Below are 17522 nucleotides of genomic sequence, written 5' to 3' on the forward strand. Positions count from 1 at the left end.
ACCGCAGCGACGCCCGGATCGGCGAGGCTGCGGTTCTTTTATTCGACGAGTCGATGCGGCGCAAGGGTCCGCAAAACGGAATTATTCGGCGGTTTCGGCTTCGACCACCGGGAACCAGCCCGGCAGGCCCATGATCATGCCCCAGAGTTGATCCGGAACGACCAGGCGCTCTTGATCGGCCGAAGTCAGGCTGAGCGCGATATCGGCTTCGCGGCCGGATTCGACCTTTTCCACCCAATCCGGTTCGACGATCAGCTCGCGGCCCAGCGCGACCATCGCGGCGCCGAGTTCGATCGCTTCGACGGCCTGCTCCGGCGTGTGCACGGAACCGACGCCGATGACCGGCGCGGATGCGGCTTCCACGATCTGCTCCAGACGGGTACGGTTCAGGTCGCCGCCGCGGCGCGGCTTGGACGCGTATTCCATCAGCGAGACGTGCAGGTAGCTCAGGTTCTTGTCGTTCAGCGCTTTGATGAGGGCAAACGTGTGCTCCATCGTCAAACCTTCTTCTTGCGGTTCTTCCGGCGAGAAGCGGTAGCCGACGATGAACGGTTCTTTGGTTCCTTCGGCAGCGGCGCGCTGCACTTCGTCGACGACGGCCAGCGGGAAGGTCAGGCGAGCTTCGACGCTGCCGCCCCATTTGTCTTGACGACGGTTGGACCAACCGGAGAAGAATTGTTGAATCAAGTAGCCGTTGGCGCCGTGAATCTCTACGCCGTCGAAGCCCGCGCGGATCGCAAGCTTGGTCGCGCTGCCGAAATCGGTCACGATCGATTCGATCTCTTCGTTCGTCAGTTCGCGGGACTGCGATCCGTCTTTCAGCTCGATCGCGCTCGGTCCGACGACGTCGCCGTTCGGAACGAGGGCGCGAGGGCCTTGAATGCCGGCGTGGAAGATTTGCAGCACGGCTTTGGCTCCGCCTTTTTTGAGGGAAGCAGCCAATTTGGTCAGGCCCGGCAGATTTTCTTCACCGAAAGCGGCGAATTGGTTCTGGAAGCCGATGCCTCCCGGCATAACGTGGGCAACCGCGGTGATCGCGAGGCCGAGTTTGTCGGTACGGCGCTCGTAGTAGCTCAATTCGGCGTCGGATACGCTCAGGTCCGGATTGGACGAAGAATGCGTCATCGGCGCAAGAACGATACGGTTTTGCAGCTTGATGCCGTCATGAAGTTCGACTTGTTCGAACAGCTTGGCGAATTTGGCGTTGGTCACGGAAAAACATCCTCTCGTTTGTAAAGTTATGGGGTTCGATCATTCGTTATCAAAAGCACATAAGTATATTATAGTAACAAGGTTTCGGATTTTCAATGCCTAACGAGACGATTCGCGAAAGAAATTTCAAAAAACTTAATTACGATCAATTTAAAATAAAAAATAATGATTCTTAAGCAAGATAACGCTTTAAATTTCCAGTAGGAGACGACAAAGCTTGAAGAATTCTTTCATTATAAATTAGAGAAACATTCAAGCGATTTCGTTATATTATGCAAAGTCTCGGCAAATGTAAAGATGAACATATGATATTCATGCAGAAAAAGGGATAAAAACGTGCAGAATCGATGCTGACCTTATCTTTTTCCGTATCCAAGTTACATAGCATGTCACCTAATGGTTCGCCGGATATGCATTAACGCTTTTTATGCCGCTTATTAAAATTTTTAATGGATAAGCGTAGTCAATAGTTCACAGGTCATGTAAAATGGAGAGAAAATTCTAAAGCCGCGCGAAGCGACTGGAGGAAATTATGCGTATTCAGAAAAAAATTACGGGGTTTATGGTTCTCTTGCTGTTCTTCTTCTCCTTCGTGGGAAGTTTGGTGCCATCGGCGCACGCATCGGACGCGAAAAAAACGTACGTCATCGGGACGGATACGACGTTCGCGCCGTTTGAATTCCAGGATGTGAATGGTGATTTCGTCGGGATCGACATCGACCTCATGAAGGCCATCGCCAAAGATCAAGGATTTGAGGTCACCATCAAGTCGCTTGGATTCAATGCGGCACTTCAAGCTCTGCAATCCGGTAATGTGGACGGCGTAATCGCCGGCATGAGCATTACAGACGAGCGCAAGCAAACTTTTGATTTCTCCGATCCTTATTTTGATGCAGGTCCGACAATGGGGATCAAAGCGGATAATAACACGATCAAGAGTTATGAAGATCTGCGCGGCAAGCGTGTCGCAGTCAAGACCGGAACAGAAGGCGCGACATTCGCGGCTTCCATCAAGGACAAATACGGATTCACGATTGCCACGTTCGACGACTCCACGCAGCTGGTTGACGATGTAAAAGCAGGCGGTTCGGTCGCTTATTTCGAGGATTATCCGGTACTCGCTTACGGCGTGGCACAGGGTAACGGAATGAAGACCGTGACGGATAAAGAAGCGGGCGGCTCTTACGGTTTTGCCGTTAACAAAGGCAAGAATCAAGAACTGCTGCAAATGTTCAACAAAGGCTTGGCAAATCTGAAAGCAAACGGAGAATATCAGAAGATCCGTGATAAATACCTGGATGAAACGGCTAGTGCTCCCAAGACCAAATGGGAGGTCATCACAAGCTCGATGCCTGCTTTCCTCAAGGGTATGGGATGGACGCTGTATTACACGATCGTTTCATTGTTCTTCGCTTTCATCATCGGTTTGATCTTTGGCTCGATGAAAGTCAGCCACAACAAGTTCTTGAGAGGCATAGCGACCGTATTCGTCGATATTTTCCGGGGGATCCCGCTGCTGCTGCTCGTCTCGTTCGTCTACTTCGCGATTCCGCAGGCGTTCGGGTTTACGATGCAAGTATGGCTCGCCTCCATTATCGCTCTGTCGCTGAACGCGGGCGCCTACGTGACCGAGATCATTCGCGGCGGCATTCAGTCGATCGACAAAGGGCAGATGGAAGCGGCTCGCTCGCTCGGCGTTCCTTACGGCACGGCGATGCGCAAGATCATCCTGCCGCAGGCAATCAAAGTTATGGTTCCTTCGTTCATCAATCAGATGGTCATCACGCTCAAAGATACGTCGATCATGTCCGTTATCGGTTTGGTGGAATTGATGCAGTCCGGCAAGCTGGTCGTGGCGCGTACTTACGATACGTTTACCGTATATCTGGTATTGGCCATCATGTACCTGATCGTCATTACGATCCTCACGAAGATTGCGGATCGTCTCGAAAGGAGAGTAAGCCGTGGATAAAGTTAAAGTGACCGGTCTTAAAAAGAGCTACGGCAGCAACGAGGTTCTCAAAGGCATCGATATGGAAGTTCAAGAAGGCGAAGTGGTATGCGTCATCGGTCCTTCCGGTTCGGGCAAGAGTACGTTCCTACGCTGCTTGAACCTGCTCGAAGAGATCAGCGCGGGCAAAGTGGTCGTGGACGATCACGACCTCAGCAATAAAGGCGCGGATCTCAACAAGATTCGCGAAAACATCGGCATGGTGTTCCAGCATTTCAATCTGTTCCCGCATATGAGCGTGCTCAAAAATATCACGTTCGCTCCGGTCGAGCTGAAAAAGCAAACGCCGGCGGAAGCCGAGAAACAGGCGCTTCAACTGCTCGAACGCGTCGGTCTGGCCGACAAAGCGAACGCCTATCCGGCTTCGCTCTCGGGCGGACAGAAGCAGCGCGTGGCGATCGCCCGCGCGCTGGCGATGAATCCGGATATCATGCTGTTCGACGAACCGACGTCCGCGCTCGACCCGGAGATGGTCGGCGAAGTACTCGGCGTCATGCAGGATCTGGCGCGCGAAGGCATGACGATGATCATCGTCACGCACGAGATGGGCTTCGCCCGCGAAGTCGGCAGCCGCGTGATCTTTATGGACGGCGGCTATATCGTGGAAGAAGGAACGCCGGAAGAAGTGTTCGGCAATCCGAAGCACGAGCGCACGATCAGTTTCCTCGAGAAAGTGTTGTAATCGTACACGAAAGCCGGCTTCGCATCATGCGGAGCCGGCTTTTTTTGCGCGTATCGGAGTCGCTTTAATCGGCGAACGGCACGCTGCGACGCCCGAAGCCGCTCCCGTTAACGTCCGGCCGGCCGAGAAGCGGCGAGCGTTCCGGCAGACTCGACCGCGCTCCGTTCCCGTTCCCGCTGGCGTTTGACTTCCCGAAGCGTAAGGACGAGTCCGTATACGGCCGGGATCATCGGGAAGAGCGCCGTCCACATGCCGGAGAAATAAGCGTAACCGCCGCCCTGCGCGCTCTGCACGACGGGGAACACCAGATAATGCGTCGGTTCGCCGATCAGCATTCCGAAAAAGACGAACCAAGCCAGATAATACCCGATCGGATTGCGGTAATACAGGCCGATCGCGCCGCCGATCCAGATCGCGGGGCCGAGCAGGGCGATCAGCAGCGCGAAATCGCGCATCGTCCAGACGGAACCGAAGACCGAATTGATGCCGCCGGGGAAATCGGTGATGAACTCTTCGGCGATATGCAGGAAAAACAAGGAGAGGGTCAATAGATAAACGGGAAGAAGGCGGGAAGTCTCTACGGGCGTGCGGAACGTCGTTTTGAGCCACAGCACCAGACCGCCGACCATCGAGCCGCATACGATCAGCATCGGCCGCAGCCCGGCTTGAGAAGCGAATAGAACGGCATATACGGCGATGAACAGCGCGATGCCGGCGATGTACGTTTTTCTGCTGGCTTTTCTCGTCTCATTCATGGGAACGGCCTCCTCGGCGCGGGGAATTTCCGAAAGGACGGCACAGCCGGAACAATCCGTACAAGCCGATCGCGAGCGGCAGCCAAGCGAGAAGCTGAACGGGCGCGTGCGCGTAATGTCCGGATGCGGCGATCGGATACGCGTAATGGGCGAGGCTTTGCAGCACGCTCCACGCGCAGACCAGCCAAGCGGCCCAATCGCCGAGAGGATGCCTCAAGGTCAGAGCGGAAGCGCCGAGCATGAACGCCGCGGCCGCTCCGATCGAGTAGACGGCGAACCCCGATACGCTGAACGGAGCCGAAGCTTCCGCCGCGCGTCCGGCGAATTCCGCCGCTTGTTGGGCAAGCAGGCTCATGACCAGCAGTAGATAAGGGACGACGAACGAGACCGGCACGCGAATGTTTCGCGCCTCCGCCGACTGCCAACCGGCCGCGGCGAGCAGGCCGGCCAAGCCGACCGGCACGGCCCAGATCGGACCCGCGAGTTCGTAGACGGCGGCGGTTCCGGTGACGAGCAGGCAGAGCGCGCAAGTCAGCCAAGTCAGCCGTTCGGCGGTTCCCGCGAACTCTCCGGCGTTTTGCTTAGACTGGGGGTTCTCCGTAATTTCGCCGTCTTTGCCGACGGCGGTTCGTATCGTGTTCATGATCGATCTTCTCCTTTCGGATCGGAAGCTCCGCTAAGATTGTCGAAAATTTTGCGCAGCGTGCGCACGGTCGTATCCAAGTCTTCCCGGGCAATATCGGCCGAACCGGCCGCGATCACGGCCATGACCTGCGGCAGCAGCACGGGCTTGAGCGATTTTCCTTCCTCCGTCAGATAGAGGCGGTAATTGCGCCGGTCGCGCTCGTCGGTTCTTTTTTCGATCCAATTGCGCATGATCATGCCGCCGAGCAGCCGGGTGACGCGCGTTTTGTCTTTCAACGTCTGCTCGACCACGTCGGATTGGAACATGCCGTCTTCGGCCCACAAACGGGCCAAGATCACGAATTCTTCGGTCGACATCTCGTAACCGACGGCGCGAAACCGAGCGGCGAGCCGCTGGCGCATGACGATCGCGGTACGGTTGACGACGAATCCGAGCGCTTGATCGATATCGAAAGCGTCCAGCGCCGGATCGGAGACGTTCGAAAAAGGCGGCGCATCCTGCCGATCGCGATCATTCGGATGGTTATTCATAAAAATCTCTCCTTGTTTCGGATTTTCGTTAATGGTTGTCTTTTGCAACTAATATAAACCCAATGGTTGCGGAAATCAACTATTATTTCATAAAAAAAAGACCTTCCGGACGGAAGGTCTTGCCGGTATATCGGATTCAGTCGACGCGCGAGCGGTCGGCTCCGTTCGAGAGCCGTCCGTCCAGCCGCGCTTTTTTGCGCAGACGCCGGTAGACGTGCCGGATCAGATCCATGCTCCAATCGGGCATCGGGAACGTGCGCTTTTTGGGCATCAGCGGTTTGTACAGCTTGAAGTAAGCTTTCTTGAAGTCTTTCCACATCACGCAAGGGCCTTCCTGAAGAAAGTCCGAGATGTCCACGACCAGACCGCGTCCGTCTTTGAGCATGACGTTTTTGCCGTGGACGTCTTTGGGATTCAGACCGCGGGAGCGGGCGTAATCCAGCGCCTGCTCGACGTCGCGCACCGCTTTGGACGGAATGTAGACGCCGTCGCGCAGACAGTTATAGAAAGTCTTGCCTTCGAGTTTTTTGAGCACGAGATAGGATTTGTCGCCGAAGACGTCCGCCGCGTACAGCGCGGAATAGGCCGGATGCGAGCCGAGTTTCTCGTAGACGTCGCATTCTTCCCGCCAACCGGGACGTCCGGGGGCGTAGATCTTGACGACTTTGCCGGGCAGCGAAGGATGTTCGAACACCGCGGCATAATTGCCGGCTCCGAGCAGTTTCCAGCCCGGCGGCGTATGACGAACGACTACCGGATCGAACGGATCGACGCTTTCGATCACGACGTCCGGCAGCAGCGTTTCTTCGATCAATCGAATCGCCGGTTCTTGTTCGACGCTGCGAATCATGCGATCACTCCTTGATGAGGTTGGGCGATAGAGTCCGCCTGCGGGCTTTTTCCTATCATAGTCTGCCGGAACCTCCGAGACAACCGTCTTAAGACGGAGACCGCGACGCCGCATCGTACGGCGGACGGATCGGCGGTTCGGCCTCGCGAATGGATTTTTGGGAAAGCGTTTGGTAAATTAGAGGGTACATCGGAAACGGACAAGGAGGCGAGGCGGTGCATCATCATTCGATTCGGCTCAAACGATTGAAAGCGGAAGAGAGCGACGAAATTCGGGACATGATCCGCGAGATCGGCCCGGGCGAGAACGGCTTCGTCAACGGCCTGTACGCGGAGAGCGAAGAAGCATACCGGCAGAAGCTGGCGGATAACGTTCGGATCGCGAGCGGAGAAAATCTGCCCGAAGGGTATGTGCGCCAGCAGGTCTATTGGCTGTACGACGGAGACCGTCCGGTCGGCTGCGGCAAACTGCGCTATTGGTTGACCGACGCGCTGCGCCTGCACGGCGGGCATATCGGCTATACGATCCGCCCGTCCGAACGCGGTCACGGTTACGGCACCGCGATGCTTCGAGAACTGTCGGAAGAAGCGGCGGCGGCCGGAATCGACGAAGTCATGCTGACCTGCAACGCGGACAATACGGCTTCGCGGCGGGTGATCGAGCGCTGCGGCGGCCGGTTGGAGAAGCTTGAAGAAGGTTCCTGCACGTATTGGATCAAGACCGGCGAGCAGCGCCCGCGTCATACATAGGCACTCGGCTTCGGAACGAACCCATCTATCAGACATCGGGGAGATTAAGCGATGAACATCGGCAACGTAGAGATCAGAAAAGCGCGTCCCTCGGAACGAGGGTTGTTCGAACAGCTCTGGCAGCTGTATTTGTACGATTTTAGCGAGTTCACGAATATGGATTTGCGCTTGGACGGGAAGTACCCGTATTTCCCGGAATTCGAGCTGTATTGGAGAAAATGGGGCGGCAACTTCGCGTACCTGATTCTCGCGGACGGACAGATTGCCGGATTCGCGATGGTGCACGAGTTCTGGGAGAACGAAGCGGCTTACCTCTCGCAGTTCTTCGTCATGCGCAAATACCGCCGCTCCGGCGTCGGCATAAGAGCGGCCAAGCTCGTATTCCGTACCAAAAAAGGCCGCTGGGGCCTGCATCAACTGGCGAACAATTTCCCGGCACAGAAGTTCTGGGACAAAGTGATTCTGGACCTGACCGGCGCGCCTCCGCTGCTTCAGCAGATGGAGGAAGACCGGCGGTTTCAGATGTTCGAGACGAAATAAAAGGAAGGTCAGAGCGTGGGCGGACGCAGATTCCGCAGCAGCGAAGCCAACAGCGCGTAATCTTTGACCATCCAGGGAAGCGTGTACCGGCCGCCGGGATAAATCAGCATCAGAAAATCCCGACGCTCCGCAAGTTCCAACTGCCGAAACGGAACTTCGGTCCATGCGCCGAGGTTTCGGAAACGAACGCGGTCTTCATACACGACGAAAACGAAGCGGCGAGCGAGCACGAAAAAATAAGCGGAGAAGGCCAGAGCGAGCACGCCGACAATGATCCAGACCGCCGGGCGAGCGGCGGCTTCGTCGGAAGACGGCAGCCCACTGCCGATCGCGAAGCTTCCCGCGGCCGCTCCGGCCGCGATTAATAGATAAATACCGCGAGAGATGCGAAATTCCGCCGGCAGGCTGATGCGCATAGAATCGTGCGAGAAAGACATGTGCAAGGCTCCTTTCGAATATCGAACGAAATAACGGCAAAGCGCCCAAAATTCAATCCTGCGCGACTCGAACAAGCCCGAACAGCCGTTTTTCGGCGCGCGGGCTTGTTTTCGTACGTTTTTAACGCAGCCAATCGAGGCAAGCGGACTTGTTCCGAGAAAAGGTTCTTACTCCGCTTTCAGCACGACGTATCCGTAAGCCGGCAGCTCGATCGTCAGCCGTTCTCCGGAAGCCTTCAGCTTTTTGTCTTGCTGCGCTTCCGCTTCGCCCGTATGCAGGACTTCCCAAGCCGAAGCGGTTCCCGCGTCGATCTCGATCGTTTCTGCCCGGTCCGACGCGTTCAGCGCGACGATCAGCGTCGCTTCGTCGTCTTCGCGGCGGTACGCCAGCGTCCGCTCGCCTTCTTCGGCATGCAGGATGTCGAAACGTCCGGTGCGAAGCGCGGCGTATTCGTGGCGCAAAGCGATCATCTGTTTATAGAAGCCGCGCAGCTCCAGATCCTGCTTCGACTCGTCCCATTCCATGCATTTGCGGCAGTCCGGGTCCGCGCCGCCGTCGATGCCGATCTCGTCGCCGTAATACACGCACGGCGTGCCGGGATAAGTCATCTGAATAGCGACGGCGAGCTTGAGCTTGTTTTTGTCGCCGTCGGCTACGGTCAGCATGCGCTCGGTGTCGTGGCTGTCCAGCAGGTTGAACGCCGCGTGGCTGACCGGCTGCGGATACCGAGCGAGCTGCGCGGACAACGAATAAGAGAATTTGCGCGCATCGGTCTTGCCGAGCGCGACGAAATCGCGGACCGCGTAAGTGAACGGGTAGTTCATCGCGGAATCGAATTGGTCGCCTTGCAGCCACGGCGTCGCTTCGTGCCACAGTTCGCCGACGATGTACGCGTCCGGTTTGGCTTCTTTGACGACGGTCTGGAATTCGCGCCAGAAGCGGTGATCCACTTCGTCCGCCACGTCGAGCCGCCAGCCGTCGAAGCCGACTTCGCCGATCCAATAACGGGCCGCTTCGAGCAGATACTTTTTGACTTCGGGATGTCCGGTATTGAATTTCGGCATGTTCGGCTCGAAACTGAACGTCTCGTACGTCGGGATGCCGTCTTTGACGTCGATCGGATATTCGCGCACGTGGAACCAATCGGCATAAACGGAATCGGCGCCGTTTTCTTTGACGTCGACGAACGGTTTGAACGTTTTGCCCGAATGGTTGAATACCGCGTCGAGCAGCACCCGGATGCCGCGTCCGTGACATTCTTCGATCAGCTTCTTGAGCGTGTCGATATCGCCGAAGTGCGGATCGAGCTGCAAATAATCTTCCGTATCGTATTTATGGTTGCTCGGCGCTTTGAAGATCGGGGTAAAATAAATCGCGTTCACGCCCAGATCCTGAATGTAATCGAGATGCTGCCGCACGCCTTCCAGATCGCCGCCGAAAAAGCTGTCCACTTCCGGTTTGCCGCCCCACGGCTGCACGTTCTCCGGGTCGCGCGACGGATCGCCGTTGGCGAAACGCTCGGGGAAAATCTGATAAAACACGGCGTTTTTGGCCCATTCCGGCGTCTTGATGACGTCTTCCGGATTGATATAAGCGATCTCGTAGAAATCGTCGGAATTCTTGCGCTCCGTGAAATGGAAGCCGTCTTCGTTCATCCAGACCGTGTCGCCGCCGCCTTGCAGCTTAAACCCGTATTTGAAGCGGCGATAAGGAGGCTTGACCTCGCATTCCCAGTAGTCGAACAGCGCGTCGGACGCGAAGACCCGCATCGGAATCTCCGTTTTGGTGCGATCCCACGCATATTTGTCTCCGCCGACGACATCCACGTGCTCCACGTCGTTTTTTTTCGTGCGCAGGCGCAGGTGGATCGTTTCTTTGTCGACCGTGTAAGCCCAGTTCATCTTCGGCCGGTGTTCAATCGCTTCAAGCAGCATCGGTTGGTCCCCCTCGAGTGTTGGTTGGTGGAATAATGAAATCGTTTGTGCAAGCGACCGGTCTTATTGACGTCGAGACAAGTCGCGGACGGCCGTGCGCGGCCGCATACCGACAAGAACGTATACCCTTGAAGCGGGAAACGAGAAACAGAAACGGCAGGGAAAACGTTCGGCGCGCAAAAAAAGCCCGTTTCCCGCAAGGCGCAGGGGAAGCGGGCCGCTTGTCCGTCTTACGAAGACGAGGCGGAAAAAGTTTCACGTGAAGCGAAACGCGACGCCGAGCCGATCGACCGCTCAAAGCGGCATCAAGTCGCGGTTCTTGGCCGCTTTGCGGCATTCTTTGCAGACGCCGACCAGATGGCCGTACTCGTCGACGAAAAAGCCGACCGAATCGCTCTTCTTCTGGCAGCGGGAACAAGAGTGTACGCGTCCGTCGCCGGTCTTCGGAACGAACTTGCGGATCTCCGCGCCGCCCGGCGGCGAAAGAGGACGTTTGCGGTCGGCGGCCGCTTCGGACGGAGCCTTGCCGGAAGCTTCTCTCAGTTTGCGGCGGCGCGCCGAAGCGAGATCGACGAGGTTGCTGCGAACCAGACGGCGCCGCTTGGAACGGACGGCAAACAGCAAGGCGGCCGCGCCCGCCAATACGGCGGCTCCGAGCGTCAGCGCGAGAACGATAGGCATCATAACGTGTTCCTCCTCGATGAGATGATTGGATTGGACAAGCTATATTCAAGCGGCTGAAAAAGCTGCGACGGATTGAAAGGGACCCGAATCGTATCCCTTATTACCCGTATGCAGGGCGGCAAGAAACGGGACTTTTTGCGCCGGGAAGCCTTCAATGAGAGCGTTCGTACTATGCCTTGCGGTAAGGAAGCTGGTATCATGAACGCTAAGACGGATACGGGCGGAACCGGCCTTCGCCGTGCGGCATCCGGAAGCTGGAGGACTGGACGAATGACGAAAAAAAAGGTGTTGTACATCGAAGACGAGCGGCAGATCGGCGAATGGGTCGTACGGAATCTGGAAGAACGCGGGTATGACGTCGTGTGGCTGGAAAGCGGCGACGGCGCGTCGGAAGCGGCCGGCGGATGCGACGTCGCGGTGTTGGACATCATGCTGCCGGGCTTGGACGGATTTACGGTGGGGCAGAGACTCAAACGCGATCATGCGTCGCTGCCTGTAATGATGTTATCGGCACGAACGGCCCTTGACGATAAGCTCGAAGCGTTGAAATTCGCCGACGATTATCTGACCAAACCGTTTCACCCGGACGAATTGGCCGCGCGGATCGAAGTGATGCTGCGCCGCAGCGCGCCCGCCGAACCCGAAGCGCGCCGGATCGGACATCTGCTCGTCTACGAACGCGAGAATCGCGTCGCGGACGCGGACAGCGGCGAAGAGATCGCGCTGACGGGCAAGCAGTTTCATATCTTCATGTATTTCCTGCGCCACCTCGGTCAGATCCTGACCAAAGAGCAGATCTACGAAGCGGTCTGGGGCGAGCCGTATCTTGAAGGAGATAAGACCTTGATGGTTCATATCCGCTATCTGCGCGAGAAGATCGAACGCGATCCCGGCAATCCGCAGATCGTGGAGACCATCCGGGGGATCGGTTATCGGGTGCGGGGATGAAACGGCGCGAACGCAAAAACAAAGCCGGCGGCGTCAAGTTCCGCCAATCGTTGATGGCTCGTTATTTGATGCTGGTCGGCTCCGCCATTTTTCTGCTGCCTTTGATTCTGATCGTGGTGATGCTCTTCTATCTGGGCTATACCTATTTGGTCTGGCTGCCGACTCAACCGAAGGCCGTTCCCGAAGGAACCGTCTCTACGTCGGATCTGGCCGATGATTGGCATAAGCTGGCGGCTTCGCTGGACGGCGCATCGGCCGAAGAGATCGTGCAGGCGATGAAGACGTTTCGCGCCGGCCATCCGCTGGTCTCCGTCGCGGCCGTTGATGCGCAAGGGAAGACGCTGTTTCGGGAGCCGATAACGTCCAATCTGCCCGAAACGTGGACGCCCGGCCGGATGGCGGAGTACATGAAGCAGGCGACGGCTTACGGCGCGCCGAACTTTTCGGTCGTGGCGTTCGTCGGCGAAAAAGAAGACGACACGCGGGACCGCGGTCAAGGTCTGCTGATCGCGGAAGTCTCCCGGGCGCAGACGGTCTCGGCGGTGCCGGATCAAGAGGCGCGTTTCTCGCAGGTCGCCGCCGTGCTGATCTTCCTGCTGCTGTTCCTGCTGTTCGCCTTCATGTCTTGGACGTTCTTCTATCGAATCCGCAAACGGCTGATCAGGCTTCAGCGAGCGATGACCGCTTACGACGAAGCCGGCATGCCGATGCCGATCGGACCGGGCAAGCAGCGGGACGAAGTCGCCGCGCTCGAAGTGACGTTCAACGAGATGGTCGGCAAGCTGCGCGACAGCCGTGAGCGGGAGCGCGAAGAAGAAGAACTGCGCAAGAAGCTGATCGCGAATCTGTCTCACGATCTGCGCACGCCGCTGACGGTGATCCGCAGCCATGCGTATTCGCTGGAAAGCGAACCGCTCGGCGAGCGCGGACGCGAGTCGCTCGCGCTGATGGCGGGCAAGCTCGACGATCTCGGCGGATTGATCGACAACCTGCTGTCGTATACGCTGATCGCGGCCGGGCGCTATCCGATGCGTTTGGAAGAAACGGACGTGCTGCGCATCGTGCGCGCCGCCGCCGCGCAGTGGTATCCCGTGTTCGAGAAAGCCGGCATGGAAGTCGATGCCGATCTGCCCGACGAAGCGCTGATCTGGCGCGTCGACCGCGAATGGCTGGTCCGCATCTTGGACAATCTGTTCCAGAACGCGGTGCGCCACGCCAAAGCCGGCCGTTATATCGGCTTGTCGCTCGGGCCGGAAGGGCCGGGCGGGCGGCGCTCGCTTCAGGTCCGGGACAAAGGGCCGGGGCTTCGGGTTGCCCGGACGGAGACTCGGCCGGCCACGGTAGGGCCAGAGGGGCCGTCGGCTGCGGAGGCGGGGAAGGCGGGCGGAGCGCCGAGTGCGGAGGCGGATAGAGCGAACAAGCGGGAGGAGTCGGCGGGTTCGCTGCCGCGGAGCGGACTGCCGGGCGGATCAAGCCCGGCGGGGAATTCCGGCGCGGACTCAAGCGACAGCCGAGCGAAAGCCGGAGGTCTTAGCCCGGCCGCCGGAGCCGGCATCGGCTTGTCGATCGTGGATCTGATGATCCGCGAGATGGGGATGAGCTGGAGCATCGACAGCGGAGAGACCGGAACGGTCATCACGATTCGGCCGCCCGGCGAGTGACACGCCTAACCTAAGTGCTGAGCGAAGAAAAAGTGCGAACCCCAAGCTCCCATGTAATCCCCGGGAGGTTCGCACCCCGCGCCGCATCAGGGTTTATGGGATTTTGGTTGCGTTTTTGTCCGGTTTTCGATAGGCTGATTTCGAGGTTCGCACTTTTGATGTTTGCAGCCCTTATGTGGTAAGGGCTGAGAGGGTGAACAGTCGCTCTCCGTGCGGGAGCGTGGATTGAAACACAGGAACTTTTGACGATCCGGATCAAGGCGGGGAAGTCGCTCTCCGTGCGGGAGCGTGGATTGAAACGTCGAAGACGTTGCTGTAAATTCGACTTTGCCGAGTCGCTCTCCGTGCGGGAGCGTGGATTGAAACGTAAACCGAAAAAGCGACACAATTTTGTGGGCCGGTCGCTCTCCGTGCGGGAGCGTGGATTGAAACCAGTCTTTTGATGTGGGATCGCATCGCTGGTGTTTGTCGCTCTCCGTGCGGGAGCGTGGATTGAAACCACTCGACGTTCTAAGGCCAGATAACCCGTGCGCATTTGTCGCTCCCCGCGCGGGAGCGTGGATTGAAACATAATTAATGAGCGTCTTTCGGTCTGTACCCAAGTCGCTCCCCGCGCGGGAGCGTGGATTGAAACCTGGGCATTTACGGATCCTGGATCCTGCTCGTCCGTCGCTCCCCGTGCGGGAGCGTGGATTGAAACAGATCGAGGCGTCAGGGATTCAGAGTACCGACAAGTCGCTCCCCATGCGGGAGCGTGGATTGAAACGGTGATTACGGTGTTCAGGCGGTCTATTTCCTCAAGTCGCCCCCACGCAGGAGCGTCCAACACCACCCCAACACCCCCTAACGGAACACCAATCCGTTACAGCCCGTTTTCAGGGCTGTTTTTATTTTTAACGGAACGTATAACCGTTAGCCGTCTCCGAAAGGCCGAAAAGCCGGATGAAAGTGCGCTTTTCTCGTTCTAAGCGTCAGCTCGTTCCGTTAGCGTGCCCATGCGGCGGGAATATTCGTTCTAAGCGTCGCCTCGTTCCGTTAGAGCGAGAAGCAAGCGGATCGACAGCGATTCGGTCCGGCGAACGTATCGGAGCGGGTTGCCTGGCCGACGTTTTTTCGGAAATATAAAGACATGGATCGGCAATCCGACCCGCTCATCGACCGATCGTCAAATCCGCATAGATTCGGACCGCGTTCGAGCCGGCGTCCGGCGCTTCGACCGCTTTGAACGCTTCGAACAGCCGAAACGACTCTTTGGAGTCGGCTTCGGCTTTTTTGCATATCTGCTTTTCGATCATCGGCTGCGTCCGCTCGCCTAACTCTCGAACCGCCAAGCGCATCTGCGCACACCGATAGACGTCGCCTAAGCACACCTCTATACACACCTAAGCACACCTCGCACAGTCCGGATTTGCTCATTAAGCACACTTTCCGCAGTTTTCTCTCTGCACCCTCCCCCTTAGATTTAGCTGCTCAAAACCCCGCAACCACGCGCTTTTCTCTCCTTTCCGCGCCGCCTGGATCCCACCCGCCGAAATCTTTTTCCGCCCAAACCGTTGACAAAATCCCCCTCCTGCAAATATAGTGTGCATATAGACATACACACTAATCACTGTTCATACACACTTCAATTGCATCTATACACGGCACGGCGCGGCATCGCGTTCGCAAGATTCGAAGGGAGAGATCAGGATGACATTGGAAATCAAACATCTGGGCAAGCACTACGGGGACAAGAAAGTCGTGGACGACGTATCGCTGACTGTGAAGGCGGGCGAAGCGTTCGGGCTGCTGGGCGGCAACGGGGCGGGCAAAACGACGACGATCCGTTCGGTGCTGGGACTGCTGGAATACGATCAAGGCGAAGTGCTGTGGAACGGTCGTCCTTTTCTCGAGAATCGGCCGAGCATCGGTTATCTGCCGGAAGAACGCGGATTATATCCCAAAGAAACGGTCAGCGAGCAGTTGATCTATCTGGCCCGTCTGGAAGGAATGAAGCGCGGCGACGCGCACAAAGCGCTCAAGACTTGGCTGGAACGTCTCGGCATCGCCGAGCACGAGAACAAGCGGGTCGAGCAGTTGTCCAAAGGCAATCAGCAGAAGGTGCAGATCATCTCGGCGCTGATTCACGATCCCGAGCTGGTGATCTTGGACGAACCGTTCAGCGGTCTCGATCCGGTCAACGCGGACCTGCTCGCTTCGGTGGTCAAGGAACAGATCGCGCTCGGCAAAGCTCTCGTGTTCTCCAGCCACCAGATGATGCAGGTCGAGCAGTTCTGCGAGAACATCTGCATCCTCAAAAGAGGCCGGGCGCAAATCGGCGGACGGTTGGCGGATATCAAGCGTTCGTACGGACGCAGCAACCTGATTCTGCGCAGCGAAGCGGATCTGACGTCGCTGCTCGAAGGGCGCGGACTCGCGGACATCCGGCGGGACGCGCAGGAATGGACGCTCAAAGTGAAAGACGAAGCGCAGGCGCACGAACTGATGCGGGCGCTCGGCCAAGCCGGAGTGCCGGTGCTCAAGTTCGAATTGAAAGAGCCGTCGCTGCACGAGATCTTTATTGAAAAGGTGGGAGAAGCGGTATGAAAACTTTCGGAATCGTCTTCGGTTATTCGTTCAAGGAACGCATTCGCTCCAAATCGTTTATGTGGATGACGCTGCTGCTGGTCGCGATCGTCGCCGCGATCGTGCTGATCCCGAGATTCACGGGCGGCCAAGCGGTAACGAACGGCAAAGTCGCCGTCGTCAACACGTCCGGCCTGCCGATCGACGCGCAAGGGTTGAAGACCGCCGTTTCTCCCGTTTACGACTGGGAGATCGTGCCGGAGAGCGAGCTTGCCGCCAAGACGCAGCAGCTCCGCGAGGAAGATCTGACGGCGGTCGTCGCGATCGCGCCGGGTACGGAAGCGGCACCCGCTCCGAGCATCGAATTGTCGGTCAATCATAAAGAAGACGGAAGTTTCGCGCAGAATCTGAATGCTTACGTGGACCGTCTGAACGTGAACGCGCAGGTCGGCACACTGGGGTTGACGGCGCAGCAGAGCGGAACTTTGACGGCGCAGCCGACGTTTGAATGGAAAGAACTGAACGCCGGCGGCAAATCGACCGCGGAGACGTTCATGCCGGTGTACGCGCTGCTGATGGTCATGTTCTTCATGATCTACCTGTTCGCGGGCAACGTCGCCACGTCGGTCGCGGTCGAGAAAGGCTCGCGCATTCAAGAGATTCTCATCACCAAAGTCAGCCCGGGACAGCTGCTCGCCGGCAAAGTCGTGGGAGTAGGGATGGCCGGCATGCTGCAATTCGGGATCGTAGTCGCCTTTGCAGCGCTGCTGATGAATGTCGGAGGAACCGGAGAAGCGTTGACGATCGGCAGCATCACGTTCGATCTGTCGATTCTCGGCGGGCAAACGTTGATCGTCTGCGCGATTCTGTACGTGCTCGGCTACTTCTTCTATGCGACGCTGTTCGCGGCCGCCGGTTCGATCGTGAGCCGCAGCGAAGAGTTGAACCAATCCATGATGCCGGTATCCATGCTGCTGATGGCCGCGTTCTTCCTGTCCATGATCGTGCTGAACGATCCGAACGGTACGCTGGCCACGGTCGGTTCGTACATTCCGTTCCTGACTCCGATGGTGCTGCTGACCCGAGTCGGCGCAGGCGATCCGGCGCTGATGGAGATCGCGATTCCGATCGCCATTCTGGCCGTCTCGACACTGATCGTCGGCTGGTTGTCTTCGAAGATCTACCGCGGCGGCGTGCTGCTCTACGGGCAGAAGCCTTCGGTCGGCACGATGCTGAAGATGTTGGGCACGTCCGGCAAAAAGGTTCATTCGCAAGCCAAGCCGGGTACAAAAGGAGCTAACGGCGCGGCATAAAGGA

The 17522-nt window shown here is 57.6% G+C and carries 17 protein-coding genes and 1 CRISPR repeat array; of the genes, 8 read left to right on the top strand and 9 right to left on the bottom strand.

The genetic code is table 11. The annotated features are described in order from the left end of the window. Nucleotides 1-81: 81 nt before the first annotated feature. On the bottom strand, nucleotides 82-1212 hold the full coding sequence (locus CDO73_RS22290; RefSeq protein WP_088490731.1) for an NADH-dependent flavin oxidoreductase: 1131 nt from the start codon (nucleotides 1210-1212) through the stop codon (nucleotides 82-84). Between the two features lie 532 nt (nucleotides 1213-1744). Between CDO73_RS22290 and CDO73_RS22295 the strand changes: the two genes are divergently transcribed. Together CDO73_RS22295 and CDO73_RS22300 are read left to right on the top strand one after the other, a co-directional pair. Further along, the gene (locus CDO73_RS22295) at nucleotides 1745-3184 is read left to right on the top strand and encodes an amino acid ABC transporter substrate-binding protein/permease (RefSeq protein ID WP_088490732.1); all 1440 of its coding nucleotides are present in this window, start codon (nucleotides 1745-1747) and stop codon (nucleotides 3182-3184) included. Next, on the top strand, nucleotides 3177-3905 hold the full coding sequence (locus CDO73_RS22300; RefSeq protein ID WP_088490733.1) for an amino acid ABC transporter ATP-binding protein: 729 nt from the start codon (nucleotides 3177-3179) through the stop codon (nucleotides 3903-3905). The genes CDO73_RS22295 and CDO73_RS22300 overlap by 8 nt, the downstream gene beginning before the upstream one ends. A gap of 107 nt (nucleotides 3906-4012) precedes the next feature. Here CDO73_RS22300 and CDO73_RS22305 read toward each other — a convergent pair whose 3' ends face one another. The 4 genes from CDO73_RS22305 to CDO73_RS22320 all read right to left on the bottom strand — a co-directional run bounded on the left by CDO73_RS22305 (nucleotide 4013) and on the right by CDO73_RS22320 (nucleotide 6686). Further along, nucleotides 4013-4660 (bottom strand): hypothetical protein, encoded by a 648-nt coding sequence (locus CDO73_RS22305; protein ID WP_088490734.1) that lies wholly within the window; start codon nucleotides 4658-4660, stop codon nucleotides 4013-4015. Continuing rightward, nucleotides 4653-5303 carry a hypothetical protein gene (locus CDO73_RS22310; protein WP_088490735.1) on the bottom strand — a complete coding sequence of 217 codons (651 nt, stop codon included), beginning with the start codon at nucleotides 5301-5303 and terminating at the stop codon, nucleotides 4653-4655. Before CDO73_RS22310 ends, CDO73_RS22305 begins: the two co-directional genes overlap by 8 nt. Beyond that, entirely contained in the window at nucleotides 5300-5836 is a 537-nt protein-coding gene (locus CDO73_RS22315) for a MarR family winged helix-turn-helix transcriptional regulator (RefSeq protein ID WP_088490736.1), read from the bottom strand. The genes CDO73_RS22310 and CDO73_RS22315 overlap by 4 nt, the downstream gene beginning before the upstream one ends. A gap of 136 nt (nucleotides 5837-5972) precedes the next feature. Beyond that, the gene (locus CDO73_RS22320; protein WP_088490737.1) at nucleotides 5973-6686 is read right to left on the bottom strand and encodes a serine/threonine-protein kinase; all 714 of its coding nucleotides are present in this window, start codon (nucleotides 6684-6686) and stop codon (nucleotides 5973-5975) included. Between the two features lie 215 nt (nucleotides 6687-6901). Here CDO73_RS22320 and CDO73_RS22325 point away from each other — a divergent pair, with 215 nt between their 5' ends. Together CDO73_RS22325 and CDO73_RS22330 are read left to right on the top strand one after the other, a co-directional pair. Next, complete coding sequence (locus tag CDO73_RS22325) at nucleotides 6902-7435, top strand: GNAT family N-acetyltransferase (protein WP_256972813.1); 534 nt, start codon at nucleotides 6902-6904, stop codon at nucleotides 7433-7435. Between the two features lie 51 nt (nucleotides 7436-7486). Beyond that, the gene (locus CDO73_RS22330; protein WP_088490738.1) at nucleotides 7487-7975 is read left to right on the top strand and encodes a GNAT family N-acetyltransferase; all 489 of its coding nucleotides are present in this window, start codon (nucleotides 7487-7489) and stop codon (nucleotides 7973-7975) included. An 8-nt stretch (nucleotides 7976-7983) separates the two neighbouring features. Here CDO73_RS22330 and CDO73_RS22335 read toward each other — a convergent pair whose 3' ends face one another. From CDO73_RS22335 to CDO73_RS22345, 3 genes are all read right to left on the bottom strand, one after another. Continuing rightward, nucleotides 7984-8412 (bottom strand): hypothetical protein, encoded by a 429-nt coding sequence (locus CDO73_RS22335; RefSeq protein WP_088490739.1) that lies wholly within the window; start codon nucleotides 8410-8412, stop codon nucleotides 7984-7986. Between the two features lie 168 nt (nucleotides 8413-8580). Then, nucleotides 8581-10347 carry an alpha-glycosidase gene (locus CDO73_RS22340; RefSeq protein WP_088490740.1) on the bottom strand — a complete coding sequence of 589 codons (1767 nt, stop codon included), beginning with the start codon at nucleotides 10345-10347 and terminating at the stop codon, nucleotides 8581-8583. A 294-nt stretch (nucleotides 10348-10641) separates the two neighbouring features. Continuing rightward, entirely contained in the window at nucleotides 10642-11031 is a 390-nt protein-coding gene (locus CDO73_RS22345) for a hypothetical protein (protein WP_088490741.1), read from the bottom strand. 270 nt (nucleotides 11032-11301) lie between these two features. Here CDO73_RS22345 and CDO73_RS22350 point away from each other — a divergent pair, with 270 nt between their 5' ends. Both CDO73_RS22350 and CDO73_RS22355 read left to right on the top strand, forming a co-directional pair. Beyond that, a complete protein-coding gene (locus CDO73_RS22350) occupies nucleotides 11302-11979 on the top strand; it encodes a response regulator transcription factor (RefSeq protein ID WP_088490742.1) in 678 nt (225 codons plus the stop codon). After that, on the top strand, nucleotides 11976-13640 hold the full coding sequence (locus tag CDO73_RS22355; protein WP_088490743.1) for a sensor histidine kinase: 1665 nt from the start codon (nucleotides 11976-11978) through the stop codon (nucleotides 13638-13640). The genes CDO73_RS22350 and CDO73_RS22355 overlap by 4 nt, the downstream gene beginning before the upstream one ends. 200 nt (nucleotides 13641-13840) lie before the next feature. Next, a CRISPR array of direct repeats spans nucleotides 13841-14406; the repeat unit is 32 nt; unit sequence GTCGCTCTCCGTGCGGGAGCGTGGATTGAAAC. Nucleotides 14407-14791: 385 nt separating this feature from the next. Here CDO73_RS22355 and CDO73_RS26870 read toward each other — a convergent pair. After that, nucleotides 14792-14935 (bottom strand): hypothetical protein, encoded by a 144-nt coding sequence (locus CDO73_RS26870; protein WP_179218796.1) that lies wholly within the window; start codon nucleotides 14933-14935, stop codon nucleotides 14792-14794. Between the two features lie 394 nt (nucleotides 14936-15329). Here CDO73_RS26870 and CDO73_RS22365 point away from each other — a divergent pair, with 394 nt between their 5' ends. After that, nucleotides 15330-16226 (top strand): ABC transporter ATP-binding protein, encoded by an 897-nt coding sequence (locus CDO73_RS22365; protein ID WP_088490745.1) that lies wholly within the window; start codon nucleotides 15330-15332, stop codon nucleotides 16224-16226. Next, nucleotides 16223-17518, top strand: a complete 1296-nt coding sequence (locus CDO73_RS22370) for an ABC transporter permease (RefSeq protein WP_088490746.1) — start codon at nucleotides 16223-16225, stop codon at nucleotides 17516-17518. The genes CDO73_RS22365 and CDO73_RS22370 overlap by 4 nt, the downstream gene beginning before the upstream one ends. Nucleotides 17519-17522: the final 4 nt, after the last annotated feature.

The organism is Saccharibacillus sp. O23, from assembly GCF_002205895.1.
Taxonomy (GTDB): domain Bacteria; phylum Bacillota; class Bacilli; order Paenibacillales; family Paenibacillaceae; genus Saccharibacillus.